Source organism: Streptomyces sp. NPDC034670 (genome assembly GCF_055574875.1).
In genome coordinates this window covers 203,280-219,652 of record NZ_JBVITR010000005.1, presented here as the reverse complement: position 1 = coordinate 219,652, position 16,373 = coordinate 203,280, and the positions used below count along the sequence as shown (strand labels likewise).

11 protein-coding genes are annotated in these 16,373 nt (G+C 73.4%); 3 read left to right on the top strand and 8 right to left on the bottom strand.

All coding sequences use genetic code 11. The features are described 5' to 3' along the window. The first annotated feature begins 231 nt into the window (after nucleotides 1-231). Nucleotides 232-5,643, top strand: a complete 5,412-nt coding sequence (gene pulA / locus ACZ56B_RS05990) for a pullulanase-type alpha-1,6-glucosidase (protein ID WP_468786707.1) — start codon at nucleotides 232-234, stop codon at nucleotides 5,641-5,643. Nucleotides 5,644-5,732: 89 nt separating this feature from the next. Beyond that, the gene (locus tag ACZ56B_RS05985; protein WP_468786705.1) at nucleotides 5,733-6,092 is read left to right on the top strand and encodes a 5-carboxymethyl-2-hydroxymuconate Delta-isomerase; all 360 of its coding nucleotides are present in this window, start codon (nucleotides 5,733-5,735) and stop codon (nucleotides 6,090-6,092) included. Between the two features lie 4 nt (nucleotides 6,093-6,096). Here ACZ56B_RS05985 and ACZ56B_RS05980 read toward each other — a convergent pair whose 3' ends face one another. From ACZ56B_RS05980 to ACZ56B_RS05970, 3 genes are all read right to left on the bottom strand, one after another. Continuing rightward, on the bottom strand, nucleotides 6,097-6,597 hold the full coding sequence (locus ACZ56B_RS05980) for a hypothetical protein (RefSeq protein ID WP_468786703.1): 501 nt from the start codon (nucleotides 6,595-6,597) through the stop codon (nucleotides 6,097-6,099). Further along, nucleotides 6,594-7,289 (bottom strand): TetR/AcrR family transcriptional regulator, encoded by a 696-nt coding sequence (locus ACZ56B_RS05975; RefSeq protein WP_468786701.1) that lies wholly within the window; start codon nucleotides 7,287-7,289, stop codon nucleotides 6,594-6,596. The genes ACZ56B_RS05980 and ACZ56B_RS05975 overlap by 4 nt, the downstream gene beginning before the upstream one ends. A 65-nt stretch (nucleotides 7,290-7,354) precedes the next feature. Beyond that, entirely contained in the window at nucleotides 7,355-9,292 is a 1,938-nt protein-coding gene (locus ACZ56B_RS05970) for a hypothetical protein (protein ID WP_468786699.1), read from the bottom strand. A 310-nt stretch (nucleotides 9,293-9,602) separates the two neighbouring features. Between ACZ56B_RS05970 and ACZ56B_RS05965 the strand changes: the two genes are divergently transcribed. Beyond that, complete coding sequence (locus tag ACZ56B_RS05965; RefSeq protein ID WP_468786697.1) at nucleotides 9,603-10,079, top strand: hypothetical protein; 477 nt, start codon at nucleotides 9,603-9,605, stop codon at nucleotides 10,077-10,079. 92 nt (nucleotides 10,080-10,171) lie between these two features. On the opposite strand, the gene ACZ56B_RS05960 is transcribed toward ACZ56B_RS05965, so the two are convergent. From ACZ56B_RS05960 to glnII, 5 genes are all read right to left on the bottom strand, one after another. Further along, nucleotides 10,172-11,689, bottom strand: a complete 1,518-nt coding sequence (locus ACZ56B_RS05960; RefSeq protein WP_468786695.1) for a DUF1996 domain-containing protein — start codon at nucleotides 11,687-11,689, stop codon at nucleotides 10,172-10,174. Between the two features lie 214 nt (nucleotides 11,690-11,903). Beyond that, nucleotides 11,904-12,557, bottom strand: a complete 654-nt coding sequence (locus ACZ56B_RS05955) for a LuxR C-terminal-related transcriptional regulator (protein ID WP_468786693.1) — start codon at nucleotides 12,555-12,557, stop codon at nucleotides 11,904-11,906. Further along, a complete protein-coding gene (locus ACZ56B_RS05950) occupies nucleotides 12,542-13,807 on the bottom strand; it encodes a sensor histidine kinase (RefSeq protein WP_468786691.1) in 1,266 nt (421 codons plus the stop codon). The genes ACZ56B_RS05955 and ACZ56B_RS05950 overlap by 16 nt, the downstream gene beginning before the upstream one ends. 69 nt (nucleotides 13,808-13,876) lie before the next feature. Beyond that, nucleotides 13,877-14,896: an NAD-dependent epimerase/dehydratase family protein gene (locus ACZ56B_RS05945; RefSeq protein WP_468786689.1), complete on the bottom strand. Its 1,020-nt coding sequence runs from the start codon at nucleotides 14,894-14,896 to the stop codon at nucleotides 13,877-13,879. A 133-nt stretch (nucleotides 14,897-15,029) separates the two neighbouring features. Further along, nucleotides 15,030-16,076, bottom strand: a complete 1,047-nt coding sequence (gene glnII / locus ACZ56B_RS05940; protein WP_468786687.1) for a glutamine synthetase — start codon at nucleotides 16,074-16,076, stop codon at nucleotides 15,030-15,032. Nucleotides 16,077-16,373: the final 297 nt, after the last annotated feature.

Sequence of the window (16,373 nt, the reverse complement as noted above, 5' to 3'; positions counted from 1 at the left end):
CGCGGGCGAATCTCACCTCACAGCGCGCACTCCAGGACCCCCCCCGCCCCCCACCCCCCCCCCCCCCCCCCCCGGCCTGCAAATCCTTACCGTTACTTTCAAGACCCTTGCTGTAAAGCTTTCAACGGCGATACCGTCACGCCCGGGCGCCCCGGCGACGTGGCCGGAACAGGTCGCGCCGCGGCGCGGGGCCGGGCCCGATGAGCCGCAGATCGCAAGGAGTTCACGCCTGTGACACCCAGCTGGCCGGCGCCCCGCAGGCGCCGCACCGTACCGGGCAGACGGGTCGCCGCCGTCACCGTGGCCGCGCTCGCCGCCACCCTCGTCCAGCCCTTCTCGGCCGGGGCGGCCGCCCCGCCCGCGCCCCCCTCGGACGCGGAACTGGCGAAGGCCCCCGCGCGGCACGACCTGACCCGCGAGCAGTTCTACTTCGTCCTGCCGGATCGTTTCGCCAACGGTGACGGAAGGAACGACCGCGGCGGGCTGACCGGTTCCCGCCTCACCACCGGCTACGACCCCACCGACAAGGGCTTCTACCAGGGCGGTGACCTCAAGGGACTGACGAAGAAGCTCGACTACATCAAGGGGCTCGGCACCACCGCCCTCTGGCTGGCGCCGATCTTCAAGAACCAGCCCGTGCAGGGGACCGGCAAGGACGCCTCCGCCGGCTACCACGGGTACTGGATCACCGACTTCACCCAGGTCGACCCGCACTTCGGCACGAACGAGGACCTCGAGACCCTCATCGACAAGGCCCACGCCAAGGGCATGAAGGTCTTCTTCGACGTCATCACCAACCACACCGCCGACGTCATCGACTACGAGGAGAAGTCCTACGACTACCTCTCCAAGGGCGCCTTCCCGTACCTGACGAAGGACGGCGAGCCCTTCGACGACTCGGACTACGCGGACGGCAAGCGGAAGTTCCCGCGCGTGGACACCGGTTCCTTCCCGCGCACGCCGGTCGTCCCCGACGCGAAGAAGGACCTCAAGGTCCCGTCCTGGCTCAACGACCCGTCGATGTACCACAACCGGGGCGACTCCACCTTCGCCGGCGAGTCCAGCACGCACGGCGACTTCTCCGGGCTCGACGACCTGTGGACCGAGCGTCCCGAGGTCGTCGAGGGGATGGAGAAGATCTACCAGCGCTGGGTGAGGGACTTCGACATCGACGGCTTCCGGATCGACACCGTGAAGCACGTCGACATGGAGTTCTGGACCCGGTGGGCCACCGCGCTCGACGCCTACGCGGCGAAGCGGGGCCGGGACGACTTCTTCATGTTCGGCGAGGTGTACTCCTCCGACACGGACGTCACCGCCCCGTACGTCACCGAGGGCCGGCTCGACGCCACGCTCGACTTCCCCTTCCAGGAGGCCGCCCGGAACTACGCCTCCCAGGGCGGCAGCGCGCGAAAGCTCGCCGCGGTCTTCGGCGACGACTACAAGTACACGACCGACCGGGCCAACGCCTACGAGCAGGTCACCTTCCTCGGCAACCACGACATGGGCCGCATCGGGACGTTCCTGAAGCAGGACGACCCGGAGGCGTCCGACGCGGAACTGCTGAAGAAGGACATGCTCGCCAACGAGCTGATGTTCCTCAGCCGCGGCAACCCGGTCGTCTACTACGGCGACGAGCAGGGCTTCACCGGCGCCGGCGGCGACAAGGACGCCCGCCAGACCCTGTTCGCCTCCCGCACGGCCGACTACCTCGACGACGACCTGATCGGCACCGACCGCACCCACGCCGAGGACACCTACGACACCCGCTCCCCGCTCTACCGGCAGATCAGCGCCCTCGCGAAGCTGCGCAAGGCGCACCCCGCCCTCACCGACGGCATCCAGCAGGAGCGGTACGCGGACGACGGCCCCGGCGTCTACGCCTTCTCCCGCACCGCCACCGGCAAGGACACCACCGAGTACGTCGTCGCCTTCAACAACGCCGGCGAGGCCAGGAAGGCCACCTTCGCCACCGGCTCCGCCCGGATGACGTTCAAGGGCATCCACGGCACCGACGCCACCGTGCGCAGCGACGCCGGCAAGAAGATCACCGTCACCGTCCCGGCCCGCTCCGCGATCGTCCTGAAGGCCGCCGGCCCGCTCGGCGAGCCCGCCACGAAGCCCACGCTCACCCTGAAGGCCCCCGGGGCCGGCGCCACCGGCACCGTCGAACTCACCGCCGACGTCGACGGGGGACAGCTCAACCGGGTCGTCTTCGCCGCCCAGACCGGCAACGGGACGTGGCGGACGCTCGGCTCCGCCGACCACGCCCCCCACAAGGTCACCCACACCATCGGCGGGGACGTCCCCGCCGGCACCGCCCTGCGCTACAAGGCCGTGGTGATCGACTCGGCCGGCCGCACCGCGAGCGCCCTGGCCGCCTCCAGCACCGGCACCCCGCCGGTCGAGGAACCGCCCACCGCGTCCTCCCGCGACTACGCGATCGTCCACTACCAGCGCCCCGACGGCGACTACGACGACTGGAACCTGTACGCCTGGGGCGACCTCGCGGAGGGCGAGGCCACCGAGTGGCCCGCCGGCCACCCCTTCACCGGACGCGACGCCTACGGCGCCTTCGCCTGGGTCAAGCTGAAGCCGGGCGCCTCCGACGTCGGCTTCCTGGTGGTCGACAAGGACGGCAACAAGGACGTCGCCACCGACCGCACGATCGACGTGACCCGCACCGGCGAGGTCTGGATCAAGCAGGGCGACGGGACCGTCACCACCGAACGGCCCGAGTACCCGGCCCAGGACACCACCAAGGCCGTCCTGCACTACCACCGCGCCGACGGGGACTACGACGGCTGGGGCCTGCACACCTGGACCGGCGCCGCCCACCCCACCGACTGGTCGAAGCCCCTGGAGCCGGTGAAGACTGACTCCTATGGCGCGGTCTTCGAGGTGCCGCTCGCCGAGGGTGCCACCAGCCTCAGCTACATCCTCCACAAGGGCGACGAGAAGGACCTCCCGACCGACCAGTCGCTCGACCTCAAGGCCGACGGGCACGAGGTGTGGCTGGTGAGCGGGCAGGAGAAGTACCTGCTGCCGCAGCCCGCCGGCTCCGCGGCCGCCCTCGACCTGACCACCTCCAAGGCGGTCTGGATCGACCGGGACACCGTCGTCTGGGACGGCGCCACCGCCGCCGCCTCCACCCAGCTCCTCGCCTCCCGCACCGGATCCGTCAAGGTCGAGGACGGCACGCTGGACACCGGCGACGCCCGCTGGATCCGCCTGACGAAGTCGGCCCTCACCGACGCCCAGAAGGCGAGGTTCCCCCACCTGAAGGACGGCACCGCCTGGACCGTCGACCCGCGCGACCGCGACCGGGTGCGCGAGGCCCTGCGCGGCCAGGTCGTCGCCACCCAGCGCGCCGCCACGGGGGCCGTGCTCGCGGCGACCGGCGTGCAGATCGCCGGCGTCCTGGACGACCTCTACGCCGGCCGCGCCACGCGGGCGGAGCTCGGCCCGGTGTTCCGCCACGGCCGTCCCACCCTCTCCGTGTGGGCGCCGACCGCGCAGCGGGTGTCCCTGGAGATCGGCGGCTCCACGGTCCGCATGAAGCGCGACGACGCCACCGGCGTCTGGTCCGCCACCGGCCCCGCCTCCTGGAAGGGCAAGGCGTACCGGTACGCGGTGACGGTGTGGGCGCCCACCGCGGGCGAGCTCGTCACCAACAAGGTCACCGACCCCTACTCGGTGGCCCTGACCACCGACTCCGAGCGCAGCCTCGTCGTCGACCTCGCCGACCGGCGCCTCGCCCCCGAGGGCTGGACGTCGCTGGAGAAGCCGAAGGCCGTGCCGCTCAGGGACGCCCAGATCCAGGAGCTGCACATCCGCGACTTCTCCGTCGCCGACCGCACGGCGAAGCACCCGGGCACCTACCTGGCCTTCACCGACAAGGACAGCGACGGCAGCAGGCACCTGCGCGAGCTGGCGAAGGCCGGCACCTCCCACGTGCACCTGCTGCCCGCCTTCGACATCGCCACCGTCCCCGAGAAGGAGTCCGACCGGGCGACCGTCGACTGCGACCTCGCCTCCTACCCCGCCGACTCCGACAAGCAGCAGGAGTGCGTCGGGAAGGCCGCCGCGAAGGACGCCTACAACTGGGGCTACGACCCGTACCACTACACGGTCCCCGAGGGCTCCTACGCCACCGACCCGGACGGCACCGCCCGCACGGTCGAGTTCCGCAGGATGGTCAAGGCGCTCAACGAGGAGGGCCTCGGGGTCGTCATGGACGTGGTCTACAACCACACCGCCGCGAGCGGCCAGGCGAAGACCTCCGTACTGGACCGGATCGTGCCCGGCTACTACCAGCGGCTGCTGGCCGACGGCTCGGTCGCGAACAGCACGTGCTGCGCCAACACGGCACCCGAGAACGCCATGATGGGCAAGCTGGTCGTCGACTCGGTCGTCACCTGGGCCAAGGAGTACAAGGTCGACGGCTTCCGCTTCGACCTCATGGGCCACCACCCGAAGGACAACATCCTCGCCGTGCGCGAGGCCCTCGACGCGCTCACCCCGAAGAAGGACGGCGTCGACGGCAAGAAGATCATCCTGTACGGCGAGGGCTGGAACTTCGGCGAGATCGCCGACGACGCCCGCTTCGAGCAGGCCACCCAGAAGAACATGGCCGGCACCGGCATCGCCACCTTCTCCGACCGGGCCCGCGACGCCGTGCGCGGCGGCGGCCCCTTCGACGAGGACCCCGGCGTCCAGGGCTTCGCCTCGGGCCTGTACACCGACCCCAACTCCTCGCAGGGCAACGGAACCGAGGCCGAGCAGAAGGCCCGCCTCCTGCACTACCAGGACCTCGTCAAGGTGGGCCTGAGCGGCAACCTCGCCGCCTACCGCTTCACCGACACCAGCGGCAAGGAGGTCACCGGCTCCCAGGTCGACTACAACGGCTCGCCCGCCGGCTACGCGGACGCCCCCGGCGACGCCCTCGCCTACGCCGACGCGCACGACAACGAGTCGCTGTTCGACGCGCTCGCGTTCAAGCTGCCGAAGGACACCCCGGCCGACGACCGGGCCCGCATGCAGGTCCTCGCCATGGCGACGGCCACCCTCTCGCAGGGACCGTCCCTCTCCCAGGCGGGCACCGACCTGCTGCGCTCCAAGTCGCTGGACCGCAACTCCTACGACAGCGGCGACTGGTTCAACGCCATCCACTGGAACTGCGCGGACGGCAACGGCTTCGGCCGCGGGCTGCCGCCGGCCGCCGACAACGAGGACAAGTGGCCCCACGCCAAGCCGCTGCTGAGCACGGTGCGGGTCGGCTGCCCGCAGATCGAGGGCGCCTCGGCCGCCTACCGGGACCTGCTGCGGATCCGCACGACGGAGAAGTCCTTCTCCCTCGACACGGCCGCGCAGGTGCAGTCCCGGCTCTCCTTCCCGCTGTCCGGGAAGGACGAGACGCCCGGCGTGATCACCATGCGGCTCGGTGACCTCGTGGTGGTCTTCAACGCCACGCCCGAGCGGCAGGAACAGCGCGTCGCCGCGCTCGCCGGGACGGACCACCGCCTGCACCCGGTGCAGGCCGCGGGCGGGGACCCGGTGGTGAAGACCTCGTCCTACGCGAGGGGGACCGGCACGTTCACCGTTCCGGCGCGCACGGTCGCGGTGTTCACCGAGGCCGGCTGACCCGGCCGGGGGCCGCGTCCGGGGCCTGTCCGGCACGACCCGCCGGACAGGCCCTAAGGTGAGCCCTTCCGACCCGAACAGGAGGGCTCATGCCGCAGATCACCGTCGACTACTCCGAGCGGCTGGCGGACGGTTTCGACCGGTCCGCCTTCGCGCGGGACCTGCACACCGCCGTCGTGGAGATCGCGGCCGCCAAGCCGCCCGCGTGCAAGACGCAGTTCCGCAGGACCGAGGAGACCGTGGTCGGCCCCGACACCGAGGGGCACGCCGTCGTGCACGTCACCCTGGGGCTGCTCGCGGGCCGCAGCGACGAGACCAAGGCCCGGCTCACCGAGGCCGTGCTGGAGCTGCTGCGGCAGCACGCGAAACCGGCCGAGGGCCTGGTGCTGCACGCCTCCGCCGAGGTGCGCGACCTGGACCCGTCGTACCGGAAGTTCGACGGCGAGTAGGACCTCACCGGTCACCGGCCGGCGGACGGTCCCACGTCAGGTCGGCGCGGCCCAGCCAGGCCGGCCGCACCGGCACTCCGTCCGCGTCCAGTCCGGCCCGCGGCTCCCGTGGCTCCTGCGGCTCCCCCGGTTCGTCCGGGGGAGCGGCGGGGGCGGCCGGTGGCGGGGCCGGCGCCTCGGCCGCGGGCTCCTCCTCGGCCACGGGTGCCGGGGCGGGGGGCGCGGCGGAGTCCTCCAGCAGTTCCGCCACGGTGAACCGGGTCACGAACGACTGCCACGTCCCGTCGACGACGAGCAGGAACCCGTCGCCGTCCCGCAGGAGACGGCGGCGCTTGGGGTTCAGGGGGTGCAGGGGCGTGTGGCCGCGCGCCCGCCGCTCCAGCTCCGCGAGCGCCTCCGCCCGGGACCCGGTGACGTGCGCCACCACCTGTGCCTGCGTGTGCTTGCGGTCCCCGGTCCCCAGGGTCGTCTCGACGACCAGGCCCCACGTCGCCACGGCGCTCACCCGGACGCCACCGTCATCAGCCGGCCCACCAGGTCGGTGAACGGCCCGTCACCCGGCTCCTTCCTCAGCAGGTCGCGCAGCAGCGCGGCCAGTTCCCCGTCCTGGGCGGCGGCGACGGCGGCCAGCGCGGCGAAGTCGTGCACCAGCTGGGTCTCCAGCTCGGCGCGCGGGATGCGCCGCCCGTCCAGCCAGATCAGCGCCGTGGACTCCACGAGCGAGATCCAGGAGCGGACGACCAGTTCCAGCCGGGCCGGCACCGCGCCCACCACGCCCAGGTGCGACAGCATCTGCTCGTACGCGGCCTGCCGCACGGAGTCGATCAGCGCGTTGGTGGCCGAGGAGCCGACCGCCGGGCCGCCGCGCATCAGGGCGGAGAAACCGGGGCCGTGCTCGTCGACGAAGTCGAAGAACCGCGCCATCACCCGCCGCAGCCGCGACCCCAGCGGACCCTCGTGCGGCTCGACGAACCGGGACGCCAGGTCCTCCGCGGCACGCTTCAACGCCGCCTCGTACAGGCTGAGTTTGCCGGGGAAGTAGTGGTAGACCAGTGGGCGGGAGATGCCCGCCGCCGACGCTATCTCGTCGATGGAGACCTCGTCGGGGGAGCGGCGGCTGAACAGTTCGAGGGCGACGCCGATCAACTGCTGCCGGCGCTCCTCGACTCCCATCCTGCGGCGTGCCCCGGTCGTCATGCGCCCACCCTACCGATCCGATTCGGTCTCGAACGATCCGGACCCGTCAGCGGTGTTCACCCCGGTTACCGCAGTCCGCTGACCGACCGCCCGTCCTCCAGCGTGCCCTCCAGGTCCGCCCGGGCGCCCCGTTCGGCGCGGACGGCCAGCAGGTGTCCCCGGGCCGACCCCTCGACCCCGCCCGCCGCCCTGACGGACACCAGGTCGCGGCTGCCGGCGGCCAGCAGGTACCAGGCGCCCGTCCCGGACCTCCACAGCACCCCGGCGAGCACCTGCGGCCTGCGCGCCCCGCACGCCGGTACGTCCTCGGCCCTCGCCGTCACCGTCCCCGACCGCCCGCCCGGCGGGCGGAACTGCGCCAGGACCCGGGCCCCGCCGCCCCGCCAGGTCTCGGCACGGGTGCACACCCACACGGCCGGTCCTCCTGCGCCCGCCGCGCTCGCGCCGGGCAGCGGCTGCTCGGCGAACTCCCAGGCGTTCACGCTCCGCACGCCCGCGGAGCGCACCGCGCTCAGCGAGCACGCGAACGGCGCCCAGGTGCGCAACGCCTCGGCACCGGCGGCGGAACCGGCCGCGCCGGGCCGCCCGGCGGTCAGGTGGGCCGGGACCAGCTCGCCGAGGTCGGTCACCAGCCGGGTGCCGGTGCCGTCGGTCAGCTGCAGCACGTTCCACGAGACGCAGGGCCCGGGTTCCAGGGCCGGGCTGGACAGGGGCGGGGTCACCCCGTCGGTCAGGGGCAGGTCCGTCACGCCGGAGTCCGGCTCGCGCAGGTCCCGCTCGCCCGCCCCGCGCACCCAGGGCGCCGTCAGGTAGCGGACGCCGCCGTCGGTCCGGCTCAGCACCACCGCGCCCGCCCCGGCCCGGCCGGCCCCGTCGACCCGGGCGAAGTCGAGTGCCGCGCCCCGCGCGCCGTCCGCCGGTTCGGCGTACCGCACGAGGCGCAGACCGTCGTGGAGGACCACCACGCGCGCACCGTCGACCCTCCCGGCGTACAGCAGCTGGGGCGGCCCGGCGGGGCCGCCGGAGGGGGTGCCGGGCGTCGCGGACACCTGGACGTCCCCGCCCGGCCGGGCCCAGACGGCGAGGGCGCGGCGCAGCAGGGCCGTGTCACGGGTGAGGCCGCCGCGTGCGGACCACACCGAGAAGTCGACGCGTGCGGAGGTCTTCCAGGCGGTGGGGGAGACCCGGGTCAGCCTCCCCGGGTCCAGCGCCGCCCGCGCGGCCGGGTTCGGGGCGTACGGGGGTGCGGCGGCGCCGTCGGGGCCCCGCTCGCCGTCCGCCGGAACGAGCAGCGCCCCGCAGACGGCGAGCGCGGCCCCGGCCACCAGCGCGGCGTCCAGACGGCGGCGGCGGCGCAGCAGATCGGTCGGCCGGGCCTGGAGCGAGCAGGGGTCGAACTCGGGGGAGCCGAGCAGCCGGTGCGCGGCGGGGACCCGGTCGGCCTCGTCCAGCGCGGCGTCCGGGTCGGTGACGCCCGCCGCCGCGAGCACCTCGCGCACGTCCCCGTCCGGCAGCCGCTCCAGACCGCGCAGCACGCAGGCGGCGCGCGCCGGACCGGAGAGCGCGGCCAGCCGCTGGTCGAGGGCGAGCCCGTCGGCGCCGCCCGAGTGCGGGAACAGCTTCAGGCCCCACACCAGGGGCAGCAGCGGCGGCAGCTGCGCCCGCCGGGGCCACGCCCTGCGCCACAGCGGCAGACAGGCCTCCAGCGCCGTGCGCACCACGCGGAGGCGGACCAGCGCGTACCCGGGGTCGCCGTCGCGGCCGGCCGGGAGGGAGGGGACCGCCGGGGCCGGGGTGCGGGAGCGGGGCAGGGCCCGCTGGACGAGGGAGTGCGCGGTCAGCACCCGCCGGCCGCGGCCCGTCCCGGACGGCAGGACCAGGTAGGCGATCCGGACGAGCCGCGGATAGTGCTCGACGAGCGCGGCCTCGGCCCGCTCGGGGTCCACGACCGGCCCGGCCGGGGAGGAGGGAGCGGAGCGGCGGGCGGCATCCTGTGACTGCACGTTCGGCTGAACGAGCGAACCGCCGGATGGTCACCCGGCGGTGCCCCGCCACCGCCCGGCGGGGTCGACGGGCGGGCGCGGGCCGCCCCCGGCCACCGGTGGCGCGGGGGCCCCGGGTGGTCGTCGAAGGCGGTCCGGGCGGCGGTCACGCGGGCCCTCCCGGCCGCTGTCCGCCGGGGCGCCGTCGCCCGCGCGTGCCCGTCGCCGCACCGGGAATTGAGCGCTTCGCACGCGCGGGCCGTATCGAAGGCGAGAGGGCCCCGTGCCGGGGCTCCGTGCGGCACGTCGCCGTCGAGGACCGGAGGAACGCATGAGGGTGACCCGACCGATGCTCGCGCTGACCGGCGCGGTGGTGGCACTGGCGCTGACGGGCTGCGGGTCCGGTGACGGGGGGAAGGACGACGCGGTGCCGGCCACCGCGACCGGCAGTCTGGAGCGCCTGGCCGCCGAGGTGCAGTGCGAGCCGGACATGCAGACCGACGCCGACACGATCCGCCAGGCCATCTGCAGGAGGGGCGGGGAGAAGTACGTCCTGGCCACCTTCGCCACCGACCGCGGCCAGCGCGAGTGGATCGACATGGCCAAGGACTACGGCGGTTTCTACCTCGTCGGGCGCAAGTGGGTCGCCGTCGGCGAGGAGGGGCTGCTCGCCGACCTGCGCGGCCGGCTCGGCGGCGACGTGGAGGAGGGCGTCGACCACGGCGGTGCGGGCCACGGCGGCACGGACCACGGCGGCACGGACCACGGCGGTGCGCACGCGTCCGGTCACGCCGGGCACGGGGGCTGAACGGGCGCACCGGGCGCACCGGAGGAGGGCCGGTGGCGGGGATTCCGCCACCGGCCCTCCTCCTTCACCCCTTCAGCGGGCGTCCCGGGGGATCAGGTGCAGTTCCTGCCCGAGTTGATGCACTTGACGACCTTGTTCATCAGCTTCTCGTCCATGACGTTGATGAAGTCGTTGTGGTCGGTGATCGGCTTGTGCAGCTGCTCCGGGAAGCTGTCCACGGCGTACGGGTTCTTCACCTGACCGTTCTCGATGGTCGGGGTGGGGACGTCGTAGACCAGGCGGACCTGGAGCTGCGGGATGGCCTTGAAGCCGTCCGGGCAGCTGCCGTCCGCCTGGACGAACGCCACGTGGTCGCGGTGGTTGGCGCTGTCGGTGTTCTGTCCGTCCCAGCAGCTCTGGAAGTTGGACGTGCGCACCAGCTGACTGCCCTCGGGGCACAGCACGTACTTGTCCGTGGACTGCCGGTCCTCGAAACCGGTGCAGCTGTACGAGGTGTTGGCGTTCTTGAGGCCGTTGGTGAACGCCTTGGCGTCACCGGTGATGATGCGCATGAGCTTCGGGATCGCGACGACCTTGCTCCGCTTGTTGCCGACGAACCGGAGCTGGGCCTCCTGGGCCTGCAGGATCCTGCCGACGTTGCCCTCGGCGCCGCCGCCCTGGTCGTTCGCGTCGAACTCCCGGGTGCCGTCCTGCACGCGCAGCACCGGCCAGAAGTACGAGGACCTGTCGCCCTTGTTCTGGCAGCTGGTCTCGGCGACGACCAGGTCGTCGTCGCTGGAGAGCGAGCTGTTGCTCTGGTTGCCGACGTAGTCGTGCATGTGGTGCGCGCCGTTCGCGACACCGGGGGCCACGATGATGTTGTCGCTGTTGTACAGCTTGTTCTCGTTGACGCCGCACTTGGTGGTGAAGGAGCCGGTGGACCCGGTGTTCCCGTTCGCGGCCAGACCGTTCGGCAGGTCGCGCGAGTTCGGCGGGACGTCGTTGATGTCGACGAAGTCCTCGGCGAACGGCCCCGCGGCGCCGTTGCCGTTGTCGTTCGGGACCTGCCCGTCGCCCTGGTCCTGCCCGTTGCCCTGGTCCTGGCCGTCTCCCCGGCCCTGGCCGTCACCGTTCTGGCCGTCGTTCGGCTGCGGCTGGTCGGCGGGGCGGCCGGAGCAGTCGGCGAGTTCGTCCAGGTTCCCGGGGGCCTGGCCGCCCGCGCGGTTGATCTGCAGCTTGATCCGGTCGATGAGCACCTTCCGCCGGTCCTTGAGCGGGCCGAGGATGGCGTTCCGGACGTACTGCGGGTCCCCGGCCTGCGCCTGGCGCGTGGTGACCAGGCGCTGGTAGGCGTCGGTGATCTGCTGGTCCATCGAGGCCAGTTCACCGTCCACCTCACCGCGGGCCCGGTCCGGCACGTCGGAGAGCTGCTGGCCGACGTCCGGGCAGTCGATCGTGGCGATCTGCCGTGCCGCGTTCGACTTCGTCCGGTTGTCCGGCGCGTTCTCCTCGTGCGCCGAGGCGTAGAAGTTCGCCCAGATCAGCCCGCCCCCACCGAGCGCTAGGGCCGCCGTTGCGGCTACGGCCTTGGTGGCCAGCGGCGTGCGGCGTTTTCTTGTGTTGCTTCCCATGGAACTCCTCTGACTTCCTTGCGGGGCATCCCATTGCGAGGCATCGAGCGGCCCGACAGGAGTGAAGCGGCTCCCTTGAGTACGGGAGCCGCCCCGCAGGTGTTCACCCGTCCCGGAAATCGATGGGAGATCCGTACGGCGCGGTGGTTTCAACAGCCCCTGGAGCACCGGGAGTTGCCGACCGCCCACGCGGGGTGCACGGCCGGGTCCGGTGTCACCGGCCGTGGTCGAGGTAGGCGAGAACCGCCAGCACGCGCCGGTTGTCGTCGTCCGAGACCTCCAGCCCCAGCTTGGCGAAGATGTTCGCGGTGTGCTTCGCGATCGCCCGTTCCGTCACCACCAGCCGGGCCGCGATCGCCGTGTTGGACCGTCCCTGCGCCATCAGCTCCAGCACCTCCCGCTCCCGGGGCGTCAGCCGTGCCAGCGGCCGGTCGTCGCCCGACCGCCGCGCCAGCAGCTGCTGGATCACCTGCGGGTCCATCGCCGTGCCGCCCGCCGCCACCCGGCGCACGGCGTCCACGAACTGCTCCGCGTCGAACACCCGGTCCTTCAGCAGGTACCCCACCCCGCCGCTGCCGTCGGCCAGCAACTCCCGCGCGTAGAGCTGCTCGACGTGCTGGGAGAGCACGAGCACCGGCAGTCCGGGCCGTCCGCGGCGGGCGTGCAGCGCGCACTGCAGCCCCTCGTCGGTGTGCGTCGGCGGCAGGCGTACGTCGACGACGGCGACGTCCGGCTCCAGCTCGGCCAGGGCCCGGGCCAGTTCGGGCCCGGACTCCACGGCCGCCGCGATCTCGAAGTCGTGCGCCTCGAGGAGCCGGACGAGTCCGTCGCGCAGCAGGAACAGGTCTTCGGCTAGGACAACGCGCAAGGGATCTCCATGGTGACCATGGTGGGACCGCCCGCGGGACTGCTGACGGCCAGGACGCCGTCGAATGTACCCAGGCGCCGCTCGACCCCGGTCAGTCCCGAACCGGCCCCGACCACCGCGCCGCCCTTGCCGTTGTCGGTGACGGTCACCCGCAGGGAGCCGTCCGCGTGGTGCACGTCGACCCAGATCCGGTCGGCGCCGGAGTGCTTGACCGCGTTGGTGAGCACCTCGCTCACGGCGAAGTACGCGGCCGACTCCACGGGGGCGTCCGCCCGCCCGGGCAGCTCCACGCTCACCTCGGTGGCCACCGGCAGCCGCAGTGCCAGCGCCCGCACCGCGTCGCCCAGCCCGCGCTCGGCCAGCACCGGCGGATGGATGCCGCGCACCAGCTCGCGCAGCTCCGACAGGGCCTCCACGGAGGACCGGCGGGCCTGCGCGATCAGCTCCCTCGCCTTCGCCGGGTCCTTGTCCAGCAGCGCCTCGATGGTCCCCAGGTCCATGCCCACCGCGACCAGCCGCGCCTGCGCCCCGTCGTGCAGGTCCCGCTCGATGCGCCGCAGTTCGGCCGCGGAGGTGTCCACGGCGTCCCGCCGCGTCTCGGTCAGCACCCGCACCCGCTCGGCCAGCTCGCTCTGGTGGGAACCGAGGACCGCCCGGGTGAGCCGGAAGTGGACGTCCAGCAGGCGCCGGGTGAAGAAGTGCGCGAGGAACAGCAGGGCGAGGGCGAGCACACCCGCGCCGAGCGCGGACGTCTGGTCGTCGACGGGCACGAAGCCGTACCAGTACCCGTCGGGCATCACCCGCCACAGCCCGATCGCCAGCGCGAACCCCTCCAGCGGGTAGAGCAGCAGCACCGCCGGCAGCAGCGCGGTGACGAAGCCCGCGGTCATGTCGGCCGGCAGCCACATCAGGTCCCGCCAGGTCGCCGGGTCGCGCAGCATGCCGAAGGTGCGCGTCCACGGGTTGGCGTCCCCCGGCAGCGGCCGGTACGCGGGCGGGATCCGCACCCCGCCCCACTCGGCCGCCAGCACCCGCCGCCAGTTCGCGTACGCGCGCACCCCCGTCAGCACGTACGGGGTGGTGACGAGGCCGATCCCGATCGGGACCAGCGCGAGGGAGATCAGGGCCAGCGAGAAGCACAGGACCGCCGCCGGCAGTCCCACCAGGGCCAGTGCCAGCCCCCGTACCGCGGCGAGCGCGATGCCCCGCCCCCCGGTCCGCCCGTCGCCGCTCTTCGTGTCCGTGGTCATGGCGCAAGTCTGGCCGAGGGGGACCCGGTGGTCACTGGGCCGGGCCCCCCGGCCGGGAGGTGGTGCTGCCTACACCCCTCCGGCGTTCCCGGCGCGCGCCAGCACCTTCGCCTCCACCTCCGGGTCCAGTCCCTTGAGCGTCCGGTCCGGGCGCTGGGGCGCGGTGCCGCCGATGTCCTGCAGCCAGCGCCAGGTGTCGGCCACGGTCTCGCCGACCGGCCGGCAGCGCAGCCCCGTCGCGACCGCCCGGGAGACGTCCGCGGAGTGCAGCGCGGCGTACCCCTCGCTGTCCGGCGGCACCCACACCGGCAGCTGCGTCCACGGCTCGACGCCCGCCTCGAGGATCACCTCCGGCTCGGTCCACCGCAGCTCGGCCGCGCCGCCGGTCACCTCGGCGCACGCCTCGAGCAGCTCGCCCATGGTCGCGTGCCCCTGCGGGGAGATCAGGTTGTACGGCCCGCTCAGCCCCTGTCCGGCCGCCCCGAGGATCCACGCGGCGAGGTCGCGGACGTCGACGTACTGGAGCCGCAGGTCGCGCGGCCCCGGGGCGAGGACCGGCCCGCCGCGCGCCGTCCGGGTCAGCCACCAGGGCAGCCGGCCCACGTTCTCGTACGGACCGAGGATCAGCCCGGCCCGCACCAGCACCGACCGGTCCGCGCCGAAGGCGTCCACGGCGGCCAGCTCACCGCCCAGCTTGTCCTGCGCGTACTCGGTGGGGCCGGCGTCCGGGGAGGCGCCCTCCACCACCGGCGCCCGCTCGGTGTACCCGGCGGGCGGGGCCCAGGCGTAGACCGAGCAGCTCGACACGTACGCGTACCGCCCGGCGCGGTCCCGCAGCAGCCGCGCCGCGTCCCGCACCGCGCGGGGGGCGGCCGACCAGGTGTCGACGACGACGTCCCACTCCCCGGGGTCCTCGCCGAGCGCGGCCAGGCCGTCGGGCGCGGTGCGGTCGCCCAGCAGCGTCCGCGCCCCCGGCGGCGCGGGGCGCCGCCCCCGGTGGAACACGGTCACGTCCCAGCCCCGGCCGAGGGCCGCCTCGACGACGGCCCGGCCCGCGAAGTCCGTACCACCCAGCATCAGAAGTCTCATGGGGGTGACTCTGCCCGGCCCGGCGGCGCGGGGGAACGGGAATCTGCTGTCGGCAGAGGGCGGGCGGCGGACGGCCTCAACGCCCGGACGGCGGCAGATACTTGTAGCCGACCCGGCGCACCGTGCGCGCGGATCAGACCCGCCCGGCCTTCTCCAGGGCGGTGCAGCACGTGTCGACCAGCAGGCGGGTCACCACGTACGGGTCGACGTTGGCGTTCGGGCGGCGGTCCTCGATGTAGCCCTTGCCGTCCTTCTCGACCTGCCACGGGATGCGGACCGAGGCGCCCCGGTCGGAGACGCCGTAGGAGTACTCGTCCCACGGGGCGGTCTCGTGCAGGCCGGTGAGGCGGTCGTCGATGCCGGCGCCGTAGTTCTTGACGTGGTCGAGCGGCTTGGAGCCCTCGCCCAGCGCCTCGCACGCGGTGATGACCGCGGCGTAGCCCTCGGGGCCTTCGCGCATCGCCCGGGTGGAGAAGTTGGTGTGCGCGCCGGCGCCGTTCCAGTCGCCCTTGACCGGCTTCGGGTCCAGGGTGGCGGCGATGCCGAAGTCCTCGGCGGTGCGGTAGAGCAGCCAGCGGGCCACCCACAGCTGGTCGGCGACCTCCAGCGGCGACAGCGGACCGACCTGGAACTCCCACTGGCCCGGCATCACCTCGGCGTTGATGCCGGAGATGCCCAGACCCGCCTTCAGGCAGTTGTCCAGGTGCGCCTCGACGACCTCGCGGCCGAAGATCTCGTCGGAGCCGACCCCGCAGTAGTAGCCGCCCTGCGGGGCCGGGAAGCCGCCCTTGGGGAAGCCCAGGGGGTGGCCCTCCCGGAAGAAGGTGTACTCCTGCTCGATGCCGAGGACCGGCTCCTGGGCGGCGAACCTCTCGGCCACCTCGACCAGCGCGGCCCGGGTGTTGGACGCGTGCGGCGTCATGTCCGTGGTGAGGACCTCGCACAGCACCAGGACGTCGTCACCGCCGCGGATCGGGTCGGGGCAGACGAAGACCGGCTTGAGCACGCAGTCCGAGGCGTGCCCCTCGGCCTGGTTGGTGGAGGACCCGTCGAAGCCCCAGACCGGCAGCCCGGCCCCCTCGGCCGTGTCCCGGGGAGAGGTGAGGATCCTCGTCTTGGAACGCAGCTTGGCGGTCGGCGCGGTGCCGTCGATCCAGATGTACTCGGCCTTGAAGCTCACGGTCCACATCCTTCGGGTGGGGCTGGGCGCCGGTGCGGGTGGTGCGGCGCTGCGGCGCGGGGACGCCGCTCTCCATGCCGGGCAGTCTGTCAACGGGCGATTTCCCGGCCATTGCCCGGACGTGAACCCCGTGTTACCGCGTCCCGCGGTGTCCCACCCCGCGGCGTGAGCGGGTGTGCGGGAGGGGGAGGGGGGGGGGGGGCGGGGGGGGGGGGGGGCCCCGGGGGGGGGGGGGGGGGGGGCCCACCCCTTCCGTCCCACCCCGTACGGCCCGGAAGCTTCCGGGTTTCCCTCCTT

Coding starts and splice junctions, on each gene's coding strand:
- ACZ56B_RS05975 (WP_468786701.1), bottom strand. CDS start 7,289: ATGACGACCGGGGCACGCCGCAGGATGGGAGTCGAGGAGCGCCGGCAG.
- ACZ56B_RS05985 (WP_468786705.1), top strand. CDS start 5,733: ATGCCGCAGATCACCGTCGACTACTCCGAGCGGCTGGCGGACGGTTTC.
- ACZ56B_RS05965 (WP_468786697.1), top strand. CDS start 9,603: ATGAGGGTGACCCGACCGATGCTCGCGCTGACCGGCGCGGTGGTGGCA.
- ACZ56B_RS05960 (WP_468786695.1), bottom strand. CDS start 11,689: ATGGGAAGCAACACAAGAAAACGCCGCACGCCGCTGGCCACCAAGGCC.
- ACZ56B_RS05950 (WP_468786691.1), bottom strand. CDS start 13,807: ATGACCACGGACACGAAGAGCGGCGACGGGCGGACCGGGGGGCGGGGC.
- ACZ56B_RS05945 (WP_468786689.1), bottom strand. CDS start 14,896: ATGAGACTTCTGATGCTGGGTGGTACGGACTTCGCGGGCCGGGCCGTC.